We start from the raw sequence: 16,174 nt of genomic DNA on the forward strand, positions 1-16,174 counted from the left end.
CATCGCTCCGGGAGACGCTGTCGATGAACCAAGGAATGAAGCGCTATAAGCGGCATGCGGCCGCTGCGGCAGTCGCTTGCGTGCTGTCGCTCGCGCACGCGGGCCTGCATGCGCAGGAAACGGCCGATGCCGCGAGTGCGGCACAGGAGGTCGCGCTGCCGGCGGACCTGGCGAAAGTCACGCGCGAACCGATCGCGCAACAGGCCCGCTGGCTGCGCGCGGCCGCGCAGCGCGGCACGCTCGCGCAGCTCGACGACGCGACGCTCACCGCGCTCTTCAAGGCGCTCGACCCGCTCGCCGTGCCGCTCTATATCCGAAATGGTCCTAACGGTTATCCGGCGTACCAGTTCACGATGGTGCGCCAGGAGCGCATCAGCGGGAAATGGTCCGACACGCCCGACCGCATGCTGGTGAAGACCACCCGTGAACCGCTGCGCGTATATGCAAAGTGGCTGCCGGGCGGCGCGCATGCGGGACAGGAAACCATCTACGACACGACGCAGCGCAAGGACGAGATGTACGGCCATCTCGGCGGCCTGCTCGGCAAGATTCCGCTGTGGACGGCGCTCGACGGCGCGCTGGCGCGTGCCCAGTCGAATCACCAGGTGAAGGATCTCGGCACCGAGTTCATCACGAACCTGTACCTGACCGAAGGGAAGAAGTACCTGGAAGCCGGCGTGCAACGGCCGACCCAGGTCGAAGCAAAATCGATCGGCGGCGTACGCGTCGTCGCGCTCACCTACGAGACGCCGACCGGCCGGCCGCAGTTCTACGCGAAGAAGGAAGTCCTCGGGCTCGACCTGCACGCGCCCTATTTCCGGACCGTCGAGTCCTATGACAACGACGGCAAGATCTTCGAGCGGATCGTCATCGAGAAAATCGCGCCGGCCACGCTCGACGACACCGCATTCGATCCGAAAAACCCGGACTACGCGTTCTGATGCGTACCGGCGCGGTTGAAGTCGGGATCAATCGTCATCGTCGTCGCCGTGGTGTTTGCGCCAATGCTTGTAATAGTGCTTGCGCCACTTCCGGTAGCGATCGTCGTCGTCATCGCCATAGTAGCCGTATCCGTAGCCCGGATAAGCGACGACGGCCGGCTGCGGCGCCACATAGACCGGTGCCGGCTCGACATAGACCGGTGCGACCGGTACGCCGATGCCGACCGACAGGTCGACGTGCGCCATTGCACTGCCGGAAGCCAGCAACGCCACGCCGCCGACCCACCCTGCCCATTGCCTCATGTTCATGTTCTGCATCCCTGATACGCCGGCCCGCCCGGCTCACGCGACGAATGTAAGCGCACCGCACGCGGCGAGGTGATACGGCGCTGCGAGAGTCGTAACGCGACGTAACGAAACGGCTTTAGCTATTCGGCCGAATCGCGAAAATGCGCTGGAACGTCTATAGTGGGTTACGGTTCGACACAATGACGACTGCGCGCTTCCCTATTGAACAGGGTAGAATCCCGCCAAACACCTTGTGGACGAACACGCCACACACACGCACAACATATTCTCTGACGCAGGCTCCTGCCGCACCTCAATGGCCAATCCCGCAGAATCCCATCCGCAAAACGACTTCATCAATTCGGCGCGCAAGGAACGTAAGCGCGTTGAAATCTATCTCGTCAACGGCATTCGTCTGACGGGGTGCATCGAGTCGTTCGACCAGTACCTGGTGATGCTGCGCACCCCCGTGGGTCTGCAAGGCATCTACAAGCGCGCGATTTCCACCATCCAGCTCGACACCGGCGGCTCGCGCCCGGGCGGCGGCGGTCCTCGCGGGCCGCGCACCGGCGGTCGCCCCGGCGGCCGTGAAGGCGGCGGTCACAGCCCGTACGGCTCGCACGGCGGCCCGCGCGAATCACGCGGCGACGGCGGCGGCTACGGTTCCCGCGAACCGCGTGAAGGCTATGGCTCGCGCGAACCGCGCGAAGGTTACGGCTCGCGTGAGCCGCGTGAAGGCTACGGCGCCCCGCGCGAACCCCGTGAACCGCGCGAAAGCTATGGCGCGCCGCGCGACAGCGGTGATGCTTCCGGCAACGCGTCGTCGTCGGATGCACGCGGCGGCAACGGTCCGGTGATCGTCACACGCCGTCGGCGAATCGTGCCGGACGGCCAGTAAAACAAAAGGGCAAGCCAACCGGCTTGCCCTTTTTACTTGTGCAGCCGGCGCGGCATGTCGCCGCACCGCTGCCGGGTTCAGCGTGCCGTCGTCGGCAGGCCCGCATCGGCCTCACGCTGCAGCGAACGCACCTGCTGCTGCAACGCGCGCAGTTGCGACTGAAGTTCGGCCTGTTGCGCCTGCAATGCCGCCGTCTCGCTGCGCACACTCTTCTGGCGATCCGCGACCGCCGCCTGCTGCTGGCGTGCGATCGAGATGTCGGCCTGCAGGCGCCTTGCACGATCCTGCGTGACCTCGATCTGCTTGTCCATTTGCGCCTTCTGCGATTCCAGCTTCGCCGCCCGCAGTTCGTTGATGGCCAGCCGCTCCGCCTGACGCGAGAAATCGCGATAGATCGCTTCCGCGCGCGTTTCGTCGTACGTCTTGATCACGCGCCAGAACGCCTTCTGCTGGAACAGCGCGACGAAGTACGCACCGTCCTTCACATTGAACAGCAGGCTCGCGCCGTAGCTGCCGTTGTAGCTCGTGCGCATTTCCGTCAGCGAATGCGCCTGGATCTGGCGCTGCAGATCGTCGACCGTGCTCGGCCCCGTCGATTCGCCCGCCTGCGGCTGCACCGACATCTGGCCCTGCTGATCGATCACCGGAATCGCCGCCACCGGTGCCGACGCCTGCTGCACCGCCGGCGAATCGCTGCCGGCCAGCCCCTGCGCGAACGCGCCCTGCATGCCTCCCACCAGGGCGAGCAACACGCTCACCCGCCCCAACCCCGTCATATGGCTCATGAAGTTTTATTCCCGCCCGAGTCGTTGTAATTCAGCGCGATTTTATCTCATTAATTACTCGCTTTCGCGTGTCTCGGGCTCTTCGTCAAAGATCTGATATTTGCGCATTTTTTCCCACAGTACCTTGCGGCTGATGCCGAGTTGCTGCGCCGTATCCTGACGACGCCAACCGTTTGCGTCGAGCGCCGCAATGACGCGGCTGCGCTCGTTCATGTCCCACTTGCTGCGATCGACGAACACCTCCGCCGCGCTCTCCACCGGCACCGGCTGAGCCGAATTGCGCGCGTGCGCGATCAGCCGCTGCAGCCGCGCCGCATCCCACCCGCCCGTCTGCCGCACCGTCACGCCGACACGCTCGGCGAGGTTGCGCAGTTCGCGCACGTTGCCGGGGAAATAGCTGTCCGCGACCGAATCCGTCAGCCAGTAAGGCAGATCGGACAACTCCGCGAGCCGCTCCTCGCCAACGACCTGCGCGACGAACGACTTGAACAGCGCGATCTTGTCGACTGCACCGCGCTCTTCCAGCGACGGAATGCTCAGCTCGATCACCGCGAGCCGGTAGTAGAGATCGGCGCGGAACAGCCCCTCCTTCACGAGCTGCGGCAGCTTCTTGTTGCTCGCCGCGACCAGCCGGAAATCGACCTTGACCGGCGCCGTCGCGCCGACGCGCAGCACCGCGCCGTCCTCGAGCACGCGCAGCAGCTTGACCTGCTGATACAGCGGCAGATCGCCGACTTCGTCTAGGAACAGCGTGCCGCCGCCCGCCTGCTCGAAATAGCCTTTATGCGCAACAACCGCGCCCGTGAACGATCCTTTCGCATGACCGAAGAACAGCGATTCGAACAGGCCGTCGGGGATTGCGCCGCAGTTCACCGGCACGAATTCGCCGTGCCGGTAGCGCGAATGCTTTGCGTGCAGCAGTTGCGCGATGCGCTCCTTGCCGACGCCGGTTTCGCCGTGCAGCAGCACGTTGGTATCGCAGTCGGCGAACGTATCGACTTCGTGCAGCAGCGCCTGCATCGATTCGGAGTGCGCGACGAGTTCGGACGGCTGCAACGTTTCGGCCGAGTGCGCACGCAGTTGCGTGACGAGCTTGCCGATCATGCCGCGCAGCTCGGCGCACGTGAAGTCGAGCGGCAGGATGTGCGAATAATCGGGCGGATACTGCGACGCGTCGTGGTCGCGCGCCGCGCCGACCCAGACCACCGGCATGCCGATGTTGGCCTGCCAGTCGCGCAGGAACGCGGCGCCGCCTTCGATCATCGTCACGCTGATGATCGCGAGCGACGGCCGCAATGCGGCGCGCTCGGGCGAGATCTCCGCGTTGTCGGCGCGGATCACTTCGACGTCGAAGCTCGCCATGCACCGGGCGACGCGGTCGACGATGTCCGCCTTGCCTTCCCAGACGTACAGGTCGAGCTCTTCGATTGCGGGCGTATTTCTCATCTGATCTGCTTCTTCAGTAAACCGTTTGGGCGACCCCGCAATTGAGCGAGATCTGATGGACCGTCGCCGCGCCGACCTGAACGCCAAGCAGATTCAGCAGCGGAACGAGGACTGCGTCAAGACTCGACAGGAGCGGGCCGAGCAGGCCGGTCAAAAACGAGAGCAAGGTGGAAACGAAGTTCCCTGGGACTGTCAGGATATTCGCACCGAACAAGCCGAGGTTGACGGTGATCTTCGCAGCCGCGAGCTGCGTCAAGGCCGAACTAAGCGCCGAACCGAGCGCATTCGAGTTCACTGTCCAGTAGTCCGCATCGATCCCGGGCACGCCATTGAAGGTATGCGATTGGGCAGCGCCTTGCACCTGAACCGATACGTTGGACAGGGTCGCCGTCAACTGCGCAAGCCCGAGCACATTCGCATTGATGATCTGCCCGGGCGACGTACAACTGTAAGTCGACGACAGGCTGATCTTGCCGGACGAATCGAGTGGCGGCTGGCCGATGCACAGATTGGCTACGCCCGGTTGCGCGGTAATGACGACCGTGCTTGCCGCCTGTGTGGACGCACACTGCGTTGAATTCAACGTCGCAGTGCCGGTACCGACTTGCAGATAGATCGGCAGATTCACATCGACATTCACGTTCAGCAAATTCAGCAATGCGCCGACCAGGGGCAACTGCGTCGTGCCAAGATCGACATTGAGATACACGCCCACCGCAGCGGTCGACGCCTTCGTGCGCCACGTTCCCGTCGACGGATCGATCCCGCCTTCGCCGATGCCGATCGAAGGCGGGCTGATGATCTGCACCTGCAGTTGCGTCCCCGTCAGCCCGCCGAGATTCAACGACGGCACATTGACCGTGACCGCCGGCTTGCCCGTTGCCGCGATTTCCGCGCTGACGAGCAGCAGGTCGAGCAGGTCCACCTGCGCGTTGAGCGCCGCCTGCGTATCCGCGAGTGCGACGTTCAGCAACCCGCCCGCTCCGCCGAGGCCGATCGACGTCCCCGGAATGTTGGCGCTCAGGATCGCCTGCAGCGTGGCGAGGCTCGCCTGCAGGTTTGCATTCGCGACGGTCGTCTGCGTGGCCGCGTTCACCATCAGCTGGACCAGTTGTGGCAATGTTAGCTTCAATGCGAGCAACTGATCGACCGTGCCGACACCAGCCGCCACGACGAGATCGCCGACCGTCACGTTCGTACATGCGAGTGATTGATACGACCCGATATTCAGGTTCAGGCTGGCGCCGAGCAGCCCGCCAATCAGTCCGTTGACGAGCCCCGGATTGCCGGATGTCGGTGCGGATCCGCCAGCGCAGCCGACACCGCCGAGCGCGGCAAGGGTTGCGCCGACCGAGAACGTATCGATGTTCGTCGAACGCGCGGTCGATACCGCGGATACGGGCTGCGGCGGTCCGACGAAGAAAAACGGCACCTGACGCGTGACGATCACCTTGGCCGCGTTCAACTGCGTGGTCCCTGGGGTCGCGGAAGCGTAGTAGCTGGGTTTCGGGTTGACCGCCGTGTCCCAGCGGCCGCATTCGACGCTGATCGTGTCGCCGTTCGATGCGTTGAGCCCGTTCGACTGCGCATTGCTGGTCGCGGTGGCCGTCGGCTGTGAACACGCGTCATCCATCCGCTGCACGGCCGCGAGCGCCGCCATGTCGGCAATCCGCTGCACGTCCCGACGCTGATAAAAGAGATTACCGACGCCAATGGCGCCGAGCGTCGTAATGGCGATCAGCGTCGCGATGATCGCCATCACCGAGAACGCGCCGCGCTGCCGTGACGCGCGGCGGATAACACCGCCACTGTGCCGGGTATTCACCGTTTTGCTCCGTCAGCGCGCGAGGTCGCCACCGGACAGTCCACCGCCGCCGCTGCCACCGCCATTACCGCCGCCCGACGCCGACATCGTGCCGAACCACTGCGGAATCGTCGTCTTGAACGAGTCGATATAGCGCTGATAGGCATACGTCCCGGCCGCGCCGTCGATCGGTTGCGGCGTGACGGCCGCGCGATTCGAGCGCTGCAGGTCGAGCAGCGCGTTCGTCGCATGACCGATTTCGGACACCGGCGTATCGCCCTGCGCATGCGCGATGCCCGCGCCAAGCGCGCACGCGAACGCAATGCACACGGCTCGCACGCGGATTGAGGAAAGGTGAAACATGATGGCCTCCGTGAATATCGTCGTTATCGCGCGAAACGCTGCAGCAGCGGCACCGCAAGATCGAAGTTGTCGCTGCTCGCGACCGAGGGCGCGGACACATTGCCCGGCACGTGTGCGACTGCGCGTTGCTTTGCGCGCATCGCGGCCTCGACCTTCGTCTCGTCGTCGTGGATCTGGCCACGTACCGCGGACGAAAGCTTCTGCTGATCCATCAGTCGCCGCGCATCCTTCGCATGGCCGCTCGCGAGCAGGTAAAGCACAAAGTTGCTGAGGATTTTCGGGTTCTTCTGCTCGAGTTCGGCTGCCTTCAGCAGCGGCACGCGTGCGCCTGCCAGATCGCCTTCGCGCATCTTCGAATATGCGAGGTCGGACAGCGTCGCCGCGTCGGTCGGCGCAAGCACCGTCGCCTGTTCGAGTTGCTGCGCGGCAAGCGCAAAATCGCCGCGGGCGCCGGCGGTCAGACCCAGCCCGCGATACCCGCGCGCGGCGAGCGGCGTCGTCAGCAACTTCGTATAGGCAGCCACGCCGGCGTCGTACTGGCCCGTCGCGCGCAATGCGTCGGCACGCAGCAGGATCGTGTCCGGCGATGCACCATATTGCTTCTCGTACTGATCGATGTGCGCCAGTGACGCAAAATACAGTCCTTGCCCCTGCATCCGCTCGATCAGGCCCAGGTACATGCCTGGCGTATCGGGCGGCGCACTCTTGTCGGCAGCAGCCTGCATCAGCGCGCCGCGCTCGGCCTGCGCACCGATCCCGTATCCGGACTCCTTGAACACCGAGCACCCGCTGGCGAGCAACCCGAACGCCGTCGCCCCTGCGATCGCGCGGATCCAACCAAATCGATTCATCTTGTGTCGCTCCTTCCCCTCGTGCCGCGTCAGTGCTGAAACGCAGCAAGCGCGGACAGCACGGTCATGATCCCGGGCCCCGCGGTAACGATCAACAGCGCAGGCAACAACGTGACGATCATCACGCCGGTCATCTTCACCGTCAGGCGGCCGATCTGCTCACGCAGCGTCGCGCGACGCCCTTCCCGCAGTCGATCGCCAAACTGCTTCAGCGGCTCTTGCACCGCGCCGCCGTGCTTGTCCACCTGGATCAGCAATCGCACGATCGCACGCAGATCCTCGTTGTCGAAGCTGTTCGTGAGACGTTGCAGCGATTGTTCGCGCGTGCGTCCGGCCGCGAACTGCCGTTGCGCAACGCCGAGCTCCCACGACAATACGGGCAGCATGGTCTGGAAATCGTGCGTAACAACCTGAATGCTCTGGTCGAGCGACAGGCCAACACCCTGCAGAAGCCTCAGCATGTCAACGAGCAGCGGCAATTCGGCCGCGATACTCTGTCGGCGCGCAGCGGCACGCCGGCGCACGTATATTTTCGGCAACATGTAGCCGGTCACGAGCGCGAAGGAGATCCAGAGCGGCCAGCGCGCCTCGTGTCCGCGGCTGATCAGTATCAACACGGCGAACGCCGGCAGCAGGATGGCGCCAACGATGCGCGCACTGACGAACAGCGCTCTCGCACGGACGTCGACAAAACCGCACTGATCCAGCAGTTGACGATCTTCGTCGGCAATCAGATATCGGCTGAAGCCGGTCTCGAGCCACCGCATCCCGACAGCTTCGAAGCGTTCTCGCAGCCCCGCGAAACGTCCGCGCGCAGCAGCAGGTGCAGCCGCATCGCGCGCAGGCTCGGCGGAACCGGCTCGCGCAGCGGCCGCTTCGATTGCCGCGGTCCGGCGGTCAAGCGCATTCACCAGCGCGCGCTCGGCACGCTGCACGAGCACAACGCGAACGATCGCGAGCACGGCAAGCAGCAGCACGCCGACCGATCCGAGCACCAGCGCCAGTGCGCCTAAACGGTTTGCATCCATCGATTCACCTCAGCCGCGCGAGCCGGTACAGCCAAAAACCGCCCACCGCCTGCAGCGCAAACGCCAGATAAATCAGCTGGCGCCCAGAGTCGTCATTCCACATCGCCGTGAAGTAGCGCGGGCTCGTGGAGATGACGAAACTGCCGACTGCGATCGGCAACAGCGCCAGCACCCATGCCGACAGCCGGGTCTCGGCCGACATCGCGGACAGTTCGCGCTCAGCCTGCTCGAGATCGCGCATGAACGTCGACATCCGATCGAGCATCACGTCCGCCCGCCCACCGTAGCGGACCGACAGACGCAGCACCGCACCGACCAGTTCGAATTCGCGGATCCGGTACGTGTGTGCAATGTGCAGCATCGCGCGATCGATCTCGACGCCTGAGCGCAGCATCTGTGAAACGTCGTCGAGGCAGCGGCGCAGCGGCATCTCGGCCGTCTGAAGCGCTGACTGGAAGGCCGCCGGCACGCTGTTCCCGAGGGTCACGAGCCGCACGATCCCGTCGAGGAACGACGGCAACTGACGGACGATCTTCAGGCGGCGCCTGCTGATGCGCGACGTGATCCACAGGATGACGAGCACCCCGCCCGCAACGAGCGCAGCTGCTGCCGCGAGCAGCCCGCCAGCCGTGCCTGCCCACAGCGCGAGCAGCGCAATGATCGCGAGACCCAGCACGAGGCCAGCGCGCACTTCATCGAGCCCCGCGCGGTCGGACAGCACAGTCCACCCGCCGAGCACCAACGATCGCCAGCGCGCCAAACCCTGTTCCGGCTCCTGCGCGTTCACCATACCGGCCGCCGCGGTACGCATGGTGCGTGCGTCGCCAGCCGGCAGTTCGGTACGCGCGCCCTGACCCACCCGGCTGTCGAAGAACCGTTGCGTATGCGCACGCCCTTCCCGCACCTGGCTTCCGCGCCACAGCAGCAACCCGGCCGCCGCGCAGATCAGCGCGAACATCAGCGCGAGCAAGGTGCCGCTAGACATTGAAACCTCCGCCTCGCCCGAAACTGCCGCCGAACCCGCCGCCGCTCGCCACCAGCGTGTTGCGGAAACGTGCGAGCTTCGGCGAATGCGGATGAATGCCGAGCGACTCCCAATGATCGATCTCGTCGCCCTCAGGCGTAACGCGTGCCTCGTAGCGATACAGTTCCTGCGTCGATACGATGTTGTCCGACATGCCGGTGACTTCGGTGATCGACAGGATGCGCCGACGACCGTTGGACAGCCGGCCAATCTGCACGATGAAATCGATCGCGTTGGCGATCTGCCTGCGCAGACTTGCCTCGGTCCCCTGAAAACCCGCGAAACCGGCAAGCATCTCGAGCCGATACAGACACTCGCGCGGCGAACTCGCGTGCACCGTGCCCATCGATCCGTCGTGGCCGGTATTCATCGCCTGCAGCATTTCGAGCACTTCGCCGCCGCGCACTTCGCCGACGATGATCCGGTCCGGCCGCATCCGCAACGTGTTTCGCAACAGATCGCGAATCGTCACGACGCCGCTGCCGTCGAACCCGCCCGGACGGCTCTCGAGCCGCACAACGTGCGGGTGATTCAGCGAAAGTTCGGCCGTATCCTCGATCGTCACGACGCGTTCGGCCATGGGGATATGGAACGCTAGCGCGTTCAGCAGCGACGTCTTGCCCGAACTGGTGCCACCCGACACGAGGACATTGCAGCGCGCCTCGACCGCGGCCTCGAGCAGCCGGCCGATTTCTTCGTTGTAGGTACCGTTGCCCAGCAGGTCCTCGGGCTTCAGCGGGTCCTTGCGAAACTTACGGATCGACACGACCGGACCGTCGATCGACAGCGGTTCGATCACCACGTTGACACGGCCGCCATCGGGCAGTCGCGCATCGACCATCGGATTCGATTCGTCGAGTCGCCGGCCGACCGGCGCGAGAATCCGCCGCACGATTCGCAGCAGATGGGCATTATCGGTAAAGCGAATCGGCAGCTTCGACAGTATCCCGTGCCGTGACACGTAGATATCGTTGTAGCCGTTGATCAGGATGTCCTCGACGTGCGGATCGGCCAACAGGTCTTCGATCGGCCCGAAACCGGCGAGCTCTTTCGTCAGCGCCTCGGCAACCGCACGCACCTCACTCTCGTTGAGCGGGATCCGCCGTAGCCGCACGAAGCTGTCGATCTCGAGATCGACGAACTGGTTGATCGCCTGCCGCGACCAACGGCCGAATTCGGCACCCAGTTCCTCAATCCGCGTGAGCAGATGTTCGTGAGCGGCATTCTTGATGTCGTGGAACTGCTGCGTTTGCGAGAACGGCGCTGCGCCGTCGGCAAATTGAATGTCGTGTGCCATCACTTACGACCGCTTCGTTGAGGATTGAATGATTCGCCTGAGCGCCGAGAGGCCACCGGCCGCGCGCTGTGCCGCTCCTGGCGCAGGCGCACCCACGAGGCGCTCGACCAACGGTCCAAGCGCACGTACGTATGGGTCGCGTTCCGCGACTTCCGCAATCAGCTTGCCCTGGTTCGCTGCATGCCCGATGGACACGCGCCGTGACGGTAACGTCGCAACCAGCGACAACTCCAACCGCTCGGCGATCTGTGCAGGCATTAGCCCGAGATCTGCGTCGAACTGGTTGACGACGAGCCGAATCCGTTCAGTCGCGGCCCCCGCATCGCGCAGCCCGTCCAGCATCTCGACCGCCGATACGACCGACGCCACACCCTGGTCGCAAACGAGCCATGCTTCGTCCGCAAGATTCACGACCTGTGCGATGAATTCGCGATTCGGGAAACCACCGAGATCGACAATCTGGTGATCGAAGAATGCCCGCAGCCGATTCAGCAATGCCGAACACGACGCCGTTGCAACCTCGCGCAGATCGGCGAGGTTCGGCGGCAACGTCGTCAGTGCAACACCGCTCGAATGGCGTGCAAGCGCGGTCGTCACGAACGTGCGGTCGATTCGACGCAGGTTGCGGACGGCCTCGACGAAATGGAATTCACAGCGCGTGTTCAGGAACAATGCACCGTCGCCAGCCGGCAATCCGAGATCAAGGAGTGCCGCCGTCAGTGCAGGATCGGCGGGCCGTCGCTGCATCAGCACCGACAAGTTCGCAGCCAGCGTGCTCACACCCATTCCGGCGCGAGCGCCGAGCAACGCGGTGACCTTCCCGTGGCGATTCGCCGGCTCGCCTACGTTATCGAGCAACACTCGCGTGATCCGCAACGCCTCGTCGGCCGGTGCGGAAAAATCGACGAAATCGCGCACGCCCGCGCGCAGCGCGGCGAGTGCCCCCTCCGGTTGCGCAAGCGAACCCAGCGCGACGACCGGCACTCCCGGATGCGACACGCGTACCGCGGCGACAACCGTGCTCGCCGCCGTGCAATCACCCGAAAAATCGATGAATACCAGCGCCGGATTCAACACGCCGATGCGCTGCGACAACGCCGCACCGTCGAGCGGTGCGCCCTCGACTGCGCCGGCCGAGACCAGCGACTGCGACAGCCATTGCACATGCTCCGCAAGCGAGGATGCGCACACGAAGTGGTCGGTGACGGCGGGCTCAGCCAAAGAATAGGTTCTCGCATTCATCTTGGATACTCCCAATGAAGCAAGGCATCGCGTCGCGCGCGACGGCCTGCGCTGTCCCGTATTGAATCGGCGCGCTCATTTCGAGAACCCCGGCCCTGCGTCCGGCGATGCCATGCCACCCAGATAGGAACGCCACACGGGAGCATCGCGCTGTTCGGACAGTTCACCCGGCGTCGCCGGCAGCGATGCGCCTTGCGCAATCGGTGCGACGAGGTGTGGCGTCACGATGATCACGAGTTCCTTGTCGTTCTGCTGGTAACTCAGATTCTTGAAAAACGCGCCGATGATGGGCAAATCGCCCAGAAACGGCACCTTGTTGACGTTGGACGTCGTCTCCCGGTCGACCAAGCCGCCGATCACGAAGCTTTCCCCATCGCCAAGTTCGACCGTCGTGTCCGCGCGCCGCGTCGTTAGTGCGGGCACCTGAACTCCGTTGATCGTGATCGAATGCACGAAGTCGAGCTGGCTCGACTCGGGCGCGACCTTCAGCGCGATTCGCCGTGGGTTCAGCACGGTCGGTGTGACAGTGAGTCCGACGCCATAAGGTTTCCACTCGATGGAAATCGTGCCGAGCGATTGCGGCACCGGCACCGGAATTTCTCCGCCTGCGAGGAAGTTCGCACTCTGGCCCGACAACGCGACGAGCGTAGGCTGTGCAAGCACGCGAGCAAGATTGTTCGCTTCGAGAATCGACAGATCCGCGAACAGCCCATGCGACACCGAATTGACGACGAGGTTGAATGCCGACGAGATCGGCACGTTCGTGTTGTAGGTGAGCGAGCCGCCCGGCGTACCGGTAATCGACGTCAGCCCTGTCGGCGCGAATGCACCGAACGAAAAACCATTGCTCTGCTTGAAGAAGTTGAGACCCGCCTGCTTCAGCACTGAACGGCTGAATTCGACGACACGCACGTCGACCTGCACGACGTTCTTGCCGGAAATCGTCGATGCATCAAGAGTCGTCCCATCCTTGCCGCTGACCGTCTTCGCCGCATGAACCGCCCGCTGATGCCCGTCGAGCGTCCCGGACGCACCGCCGATCACCGTCGTGCCGCCGTACGTGTTCACGCTCGGCGATGCGCCGTCAAGCAGCGCACGCGCGGCACCGCTCGTGACACTCACGTTGTAGACGGTCGGTTCGTCGCGGCCGCGCTCCCATATCATCACGTTCGTCGACCCGGCGCTCTTCGCGACAAGCAGCACACCGCCGCGCCCGCCCTTCACGACAAGCACATCGGCAACCGACGGATCGCCGACCGCAACCCGCTGCAGCGCATGCCCCATTGCAAGCTGCCGTTGTGCGCCGATCGCAAGGCTGATCGTCCCGCTCGTGTCGGCCGCGTCCGACAGCGGCGGCATTGCCAGCGCGCTCAATGCAATAGCCAATCCAATCAGTTTCTTTTTCATTGTTTTGGAGGCATCGGTCCGCCCCCCTTCTCTGGTTGTCGTCTTCGTCCTGCTCAATAGGCGACCGTCTCGGTCCGCCCACCCCGAATCACTTCGATGCTGCCACCGCCCGCATGCCGCGTGGCTGTCCGCACAACCGCACGCGGAGCCGGCGCCGTCGCACTCTTCGACAACTCGCCCAGCATTACACCTGCTGCGGCAAGCGCCGACGGGCTCTTGTCGTCGCCCACCCGAACCGCGACGGTCTGCGCTGCGACATCGTCGTCGCGCGGGCTACGAAGTGCGAGCACGAGCCGGCCGCTCTGCTCCGCGAGCGTCAGCGCATCCACCAGCGCGGTCGGCACTGCCAGCACCGCGGTCCGCATCCCGACCACGGAACCGTTCGAACTATCTCGCTCGGTTGTGGCATCGCCAAACGACAGCACGCGGACCTTCGACATCAGCAATCGCGCCTGGGTATTCACGATCTCGGCCGTCGACGTCCCGCCAATCGCCACGCCAGTCCCATCGCGTTTCAGGTTCAGGAACACGTCGACATAGTTGCCGGGCCGCACGCGGTTGCCGACCGCGTTGGTCTCGTCGACCTTGATCGCGACGGCGCGTTCTCCCGGCGCGATCTGCTCGGCCAGACCGGATGACAATGCGCTTGCGACGACGGCCGCTTGCGCGGGAATGTCGGCGGCCGGGATGCGACCAACCAGTTGCAGCGGATCGGCAAACGCGCCCGTCGGCGCGGCAGTCGACTGCTGAACTTTCAGCGCATCGGCTGGAATCGGCTGACCGGCCTGCAATGGCCGGGTCGCCACGACGACAGGCACGCTTTGCGTCGCCACCGTCGCGGCCACCGGCGCGACGTCGGCCGGCTTGCGACCGAGCATCCACGCATAGACTCCGAGCAGGATCGCTATCGCGATCAGCAAGCCCGCAATGATCTTCGTCAGGTTGTTGGCCATAGTGTTGTTATGCTTCCCCGCTACTCACGATTGAATTCTTCGCGCGACGTTACCGATCGGGCGCTCTTGACCCGGCACGACGCCATCGCTGCCGTCTATATGATGTTGACCGGGCTGATCTGCACCATCGCAGTTCCGATGAGTGCCGAGGGCACCGGCAACAGCGAGCCGAGCAGCGGAAACGGCGGGACCAGCGGGTTCTGCGAGTACGGATAGGTCAGCGTGATCTGCACGCACAGCATCGTCGTGTCGTACGAACAGCTACCTTGCTGCGTCGGCGTGCATGTCGATCCTTTCAGCCAAGTGGTCAGGTTCGTTGCGGCCGTGCAGGCGGCCTGGGCCCGCGCGGCAAGTGCGGCTTGCTGTGCCGCCTGTACCGACGCAGCCGCTCCCACCTGCTGATAATTCAGCGCAGCGCGAGCGCCCTCTGTCGCCGCAAGTGTCAGGTTTTGCTGCGCGGCGAAGATCATTCCGTACGTGATGATGGCGTACAGGATCAGAAAGAACACCGGCAGCATCAATGCAAATTCAATAGCCGTCGCACCGCGCTCGCGACGCCGCCCTCCTGATGCACGACGAGAAAGCGTCATTGCATTCCCCCGATTGCGATCCGGTACAGGCACCACAACGCCGCTGGAATCACGAGAAACGCGGCATACGGCGACGCGCGAAAACCGGCAATCTCCATCGTCGGAGCCCGCCGCTGCCAGAGCGCAGATACCGGTGTACGAGTGGCAAAGATCAGCGTGCCGGCATGGGCAAACGCGAGCAGGCTCGCAACGATCCAGAGCCACAACAGCGCATGGGGACCGCACCACGCACCCAGCACCGTGAATACCTTGACATCCGCGGCACCCATTACGCGCAGCACGAAAAATGGAAAAAGACTGACAAAGCCGATCAGTACGCCGATGAGCGCCTGATTTACGGATATGCCGAATGGATTGTGTCCGGAGAGCAGAAACGCAGACACGAGTCCACCGACCACCAGTGAATTTGGGATACGCCTGTGGCGAATGTCCTCGAGCGCGACGAGTACCGCCCACGCGAGGAAAACCCCGACGCCAGTTAGCAGGATCATTTACGCCCCGAGCGGCAAAACTTACCTACGCGGATTGCCGAAGCAATCCGCGCCCCTATCTGCAGGGAATTGAGCGAAAGCTCGTTCGTTATGCCGCCGGCAACTTGCTCGCGATGTAGCTGAACGCCCCCGAGATGCCGCCCGTCAACGTGCTCATGGCACTGACGAGAGCGACTGCGATAAGTCCGGCAATGAGTCCGTACTCGACTGCGGTAACCCCGTTTTCTTCCGAAAGGAAACGCTTGATGATTGCTTTCATTTTATTCCTCGTGCCTGTATTTACGTTCTTTGGCCTTTTATACGTATACATCCCCGCATATCTGGCCCTTGCCCCGCTGTTCGCCACATCTGCTGTAACGACAACCAGGTGCGCTTTCTTTATAGGTCGCCCCAAAGGGCATTGCTCACAATTTGATGGAAGTTAACATTCGCGATAGTGATCCTCCTCGAACGTTGTGTACCGAACCGTACATTTCCTTACATCTGCTCCGGATTCTATATCCGATCCTATTTAAGTTCCAACCTCTTTTAACGACTCTGCCGGAAAAAAAGTCTTCAGGAGCACAACGTATTTGTACGGCGTTTCGGTACGACTTACACATAGGATTTACGATAGGTTAGATGTGCACGCCTAATCCACCAGTAAAACAATTGCCTCGTCCACCAAGCCTGTTCCCCTCCCACGTTACGCCGCACGCGTAACGCCAATGTTGTGACGTTACGTTACGAAACGGCCGAAACCGTTCTCATTCGTCTGCACTTAAAC

General features: G+C 63.5%; 17 protein-coding genes. 2 read left to right on the plus strand and 15 right to left on the minus strand.

The genetic code is table 11. The features are described 5' to 3' along the window. Positions 1 to 23: 23 nt before the first annotated feature. Positions 24 to 941: a DUF1571 domain-containing protein gene (locus U5809_RS19400; protein WP_322087738.1), complete on the plus strand. Its 918-nt coding sequence runs from the start codon at positions 24 to 26 to the stop codon at positions 939 to 941. A 27-nt stretch (positions 942 to 968) separates the two neighbouring features. Here the strand turns inward: U5809_RS19400 and U5809_RS19405 are convergent, their stop codons facing one another. After that, positions 969 to 1,250, minus strand: coding sequence for a PXPV repeat protein (locus U5809_RS19405; protein WP_124454877.1), 282 nt, complete (start codon positions 1,248 to 1,250; stop codon positions 969 to 971). A 295-nt stretch (positions 1,251 to 1,545) separates the two neighbouring features. On the opposite strand from U5809_RS19405, the gene hfq reads away from it, so the two are divergent. Then, positions 1,546 to 2,127 carry an RNA chaperone Hfq gene (gene hfq / locus U5809_RS19410; RefSeq protein ID WP_176051275.1) on the plus strand — a complete coding sequence of 194 codons (582 nt, stop codon included), beginning with the start codon at positions 1,546 to 1,548 and terminating at the stop codon, positions 2,125 to 2,127. Positions 2,128 to 2,204: 77 nt separating this feature from the next. Here hfq and U5809_RS19415 read toward each other — a convergent pair whose 3' ends face one another. The 14 genes from U5809_RS19415 to U5809_RS19480 form a co-directional block, all read right to left on the minus strand. Then, a complete protein-coding gene (locus tag U5809_RS19415) occupies positions 2,205 to 2,912 on the minus strand; it encodes a DUF2968 domain-containing protein (protein ID WP_322087739.1) in 708 nt (235 codons plus the stop codon). A 54-nt stretch (positions 2,913 to 2,966) separates the two neighbouring features. Then, the gene (locus tag U5809_RS19420; protein ID WP_322087740.1) at positions 2,967 to 4,358 is read right to left on the minus strand and encodes a sigma-54 dependent transcriptional regulator; all 1,392 of its coding nucleotides are present in this window, start codon (positions 4,356 to 4,358) and stop codon (positions 2,967 to 2,969) included. Between the two features lie 13 nt (positions 4,359 to 4,371). Continuing rightward, the gene (locus U5809_RS19425; RefSeq protein ID WP_322087741.1) at positions 4,372 to 6,183 is read right to left on the minus strand and encodes a TadG family pilus assembly protein; all 1,812 of its coding nucleotides are present in this window, start codon (positions 6,181 to 6,183) and stop codon (positions 4,372 to 4,374) included. Positions 6,184 to 6,195: 12 nt separating this feature from the next. Then, positions 6,196 to 6,525, minus strand: a complete 330-nt coding sequence (locus tag U5809_RS19430; protein ID WP_322087742.1) for a DUF3613 domain-containing protein — start codon at positions 6,523 to 6,525, stop codon at positions 6,196 to 6,198. Between the two features lie 23 nt (positions 6,526 to 6,548). Next, positions 6,549 to 7,376 (minus strand): pilus assembly protein, encoded by an 828-nt coding sequence (locus tag U5809_RS19435; RefSeq protein ID WP_322087743.1) that lies wholly within the window; start codon positions 7,374 to 7,376, stop codon positions 6,549 to 6,551. 29 nt (positions 7,377 to 7,405) lie between these two features. Next, positions 7,406 to 8,404: a type II secretion system F family protein gene (locus U5809_RS19440; RefSeq protein WP_322087744.1), complete on the minus strand. Its 999-nt coding sequence runs from the start codon at positions 8,402 to 8,404 to the stop codon at positions 7,406 to 7,408. Between the two features lie 4 nt (positions 8,405 to 8,408). Then, entirely contained in the window at positions 8,409 to 9,389 is a 981-nt protein-coding gene (locus U5809_RS19445; protein ID WP_322087745.1) for a type II secretion system F family protein, read from the minus strand. Further along, positions 9,382 to 10,725, minus strand: coding sequence for a CpaF family protein (locus U5809_RS19450; RefSeq protein ID WP_322087746.1), 1,344 nt, complete (start codon positions 10,723 to 10,725; stop codon positions 9,382 to 9,384). Before U5809_RS19450 ends, U5809_RS19445 begins: the two co-directional genes overlap by 8 nt. Before the next feature lie 3 nt (positions 10,726 to 10,728). Further along, entirely contained in the window at positions 10,729 to 11,967 is a 1,239-nt protein-coding gene (locus U5809_RS19455) for a fimbrial protein (protein WP_322087747.1), read from the minus strand. A gap of 75 nt (positions 11,968 to 12,042) precedes the next feature. Then, a complete protein-coding gene (locus U5809_RS19460; protein ID WP_322087748.1) occupies positions 12,043 to 13,374 on the minus strand; it encodes a type II and III secretion system protein family protein in 1,332 nt (443 codons plus the stop codon). 53 nt (positions 13,375 to 13,427) lie between these two features. Then, positions 13,428 to 14,327 carry a Flp pilus assembly protein CpaB gene (cpaB, locus tag U5809_RS19465; protein ID WP_322087749.1) on the minus strand — a complete coding sequence of 300 codons (900 nt, stop codon included), beginning with the start codon at positions 14,325 to 14,327 and terminating at the stop codon, positions 13,428 to 13,430. 95 nt (positions 14,328 to 14,422) lie between these two features. After that, the gene (locus tag U5809_RS19470) at positions 14,423 to 14,917 is read right to left on the minus strand and encodes a TadE family protein (RefSeq protein WP_322087750.1); all 495 of its coding nucleotides are present in this window, start codon (positions 14,915 to 14,917) and stop codon (positions 14,423 to 14,425) included. Further along, positions 14,914 to 15,408: a prepilin peptidase gene (locus tag U5809_RS19475; protein ID WP_322087751.1), complete on the minus strand. Its 495-nt coding sequence runs from the start codon at positions 15,406 to 15,408 to the stop codon at positions 14,914 to 14,916. The genes U5809_RS19470 and U5809_RS19475 overlap by 4 nt, the downstream gene beginning before the upstream one ends. 88 nt (positions 15,409 to 15,496) lie before the next feature. Then, on the minus strand, positions 15,497 to 15,667 hold the full coding sequence (locus U5809_RS19480; protein WP_049032155.1) for a Flp family type IVb pilin: 171 nt from the start codon (positions 15,665 to 15,667) through the stop codon (positions 15,497 to 15,499). Positions 15,668 to 16,174 lie beyond the last annotated feature (507 nt).

It is taken from the genome of Burkholderia sp. BCC1999, assembly GCF_905339975.1.
Taxonomy (GTDB): Bacteria; Pseudomonadota; Gammaproteobacteria; order Burkholderiales; family Burkholderiaceae; genus Burkholderia.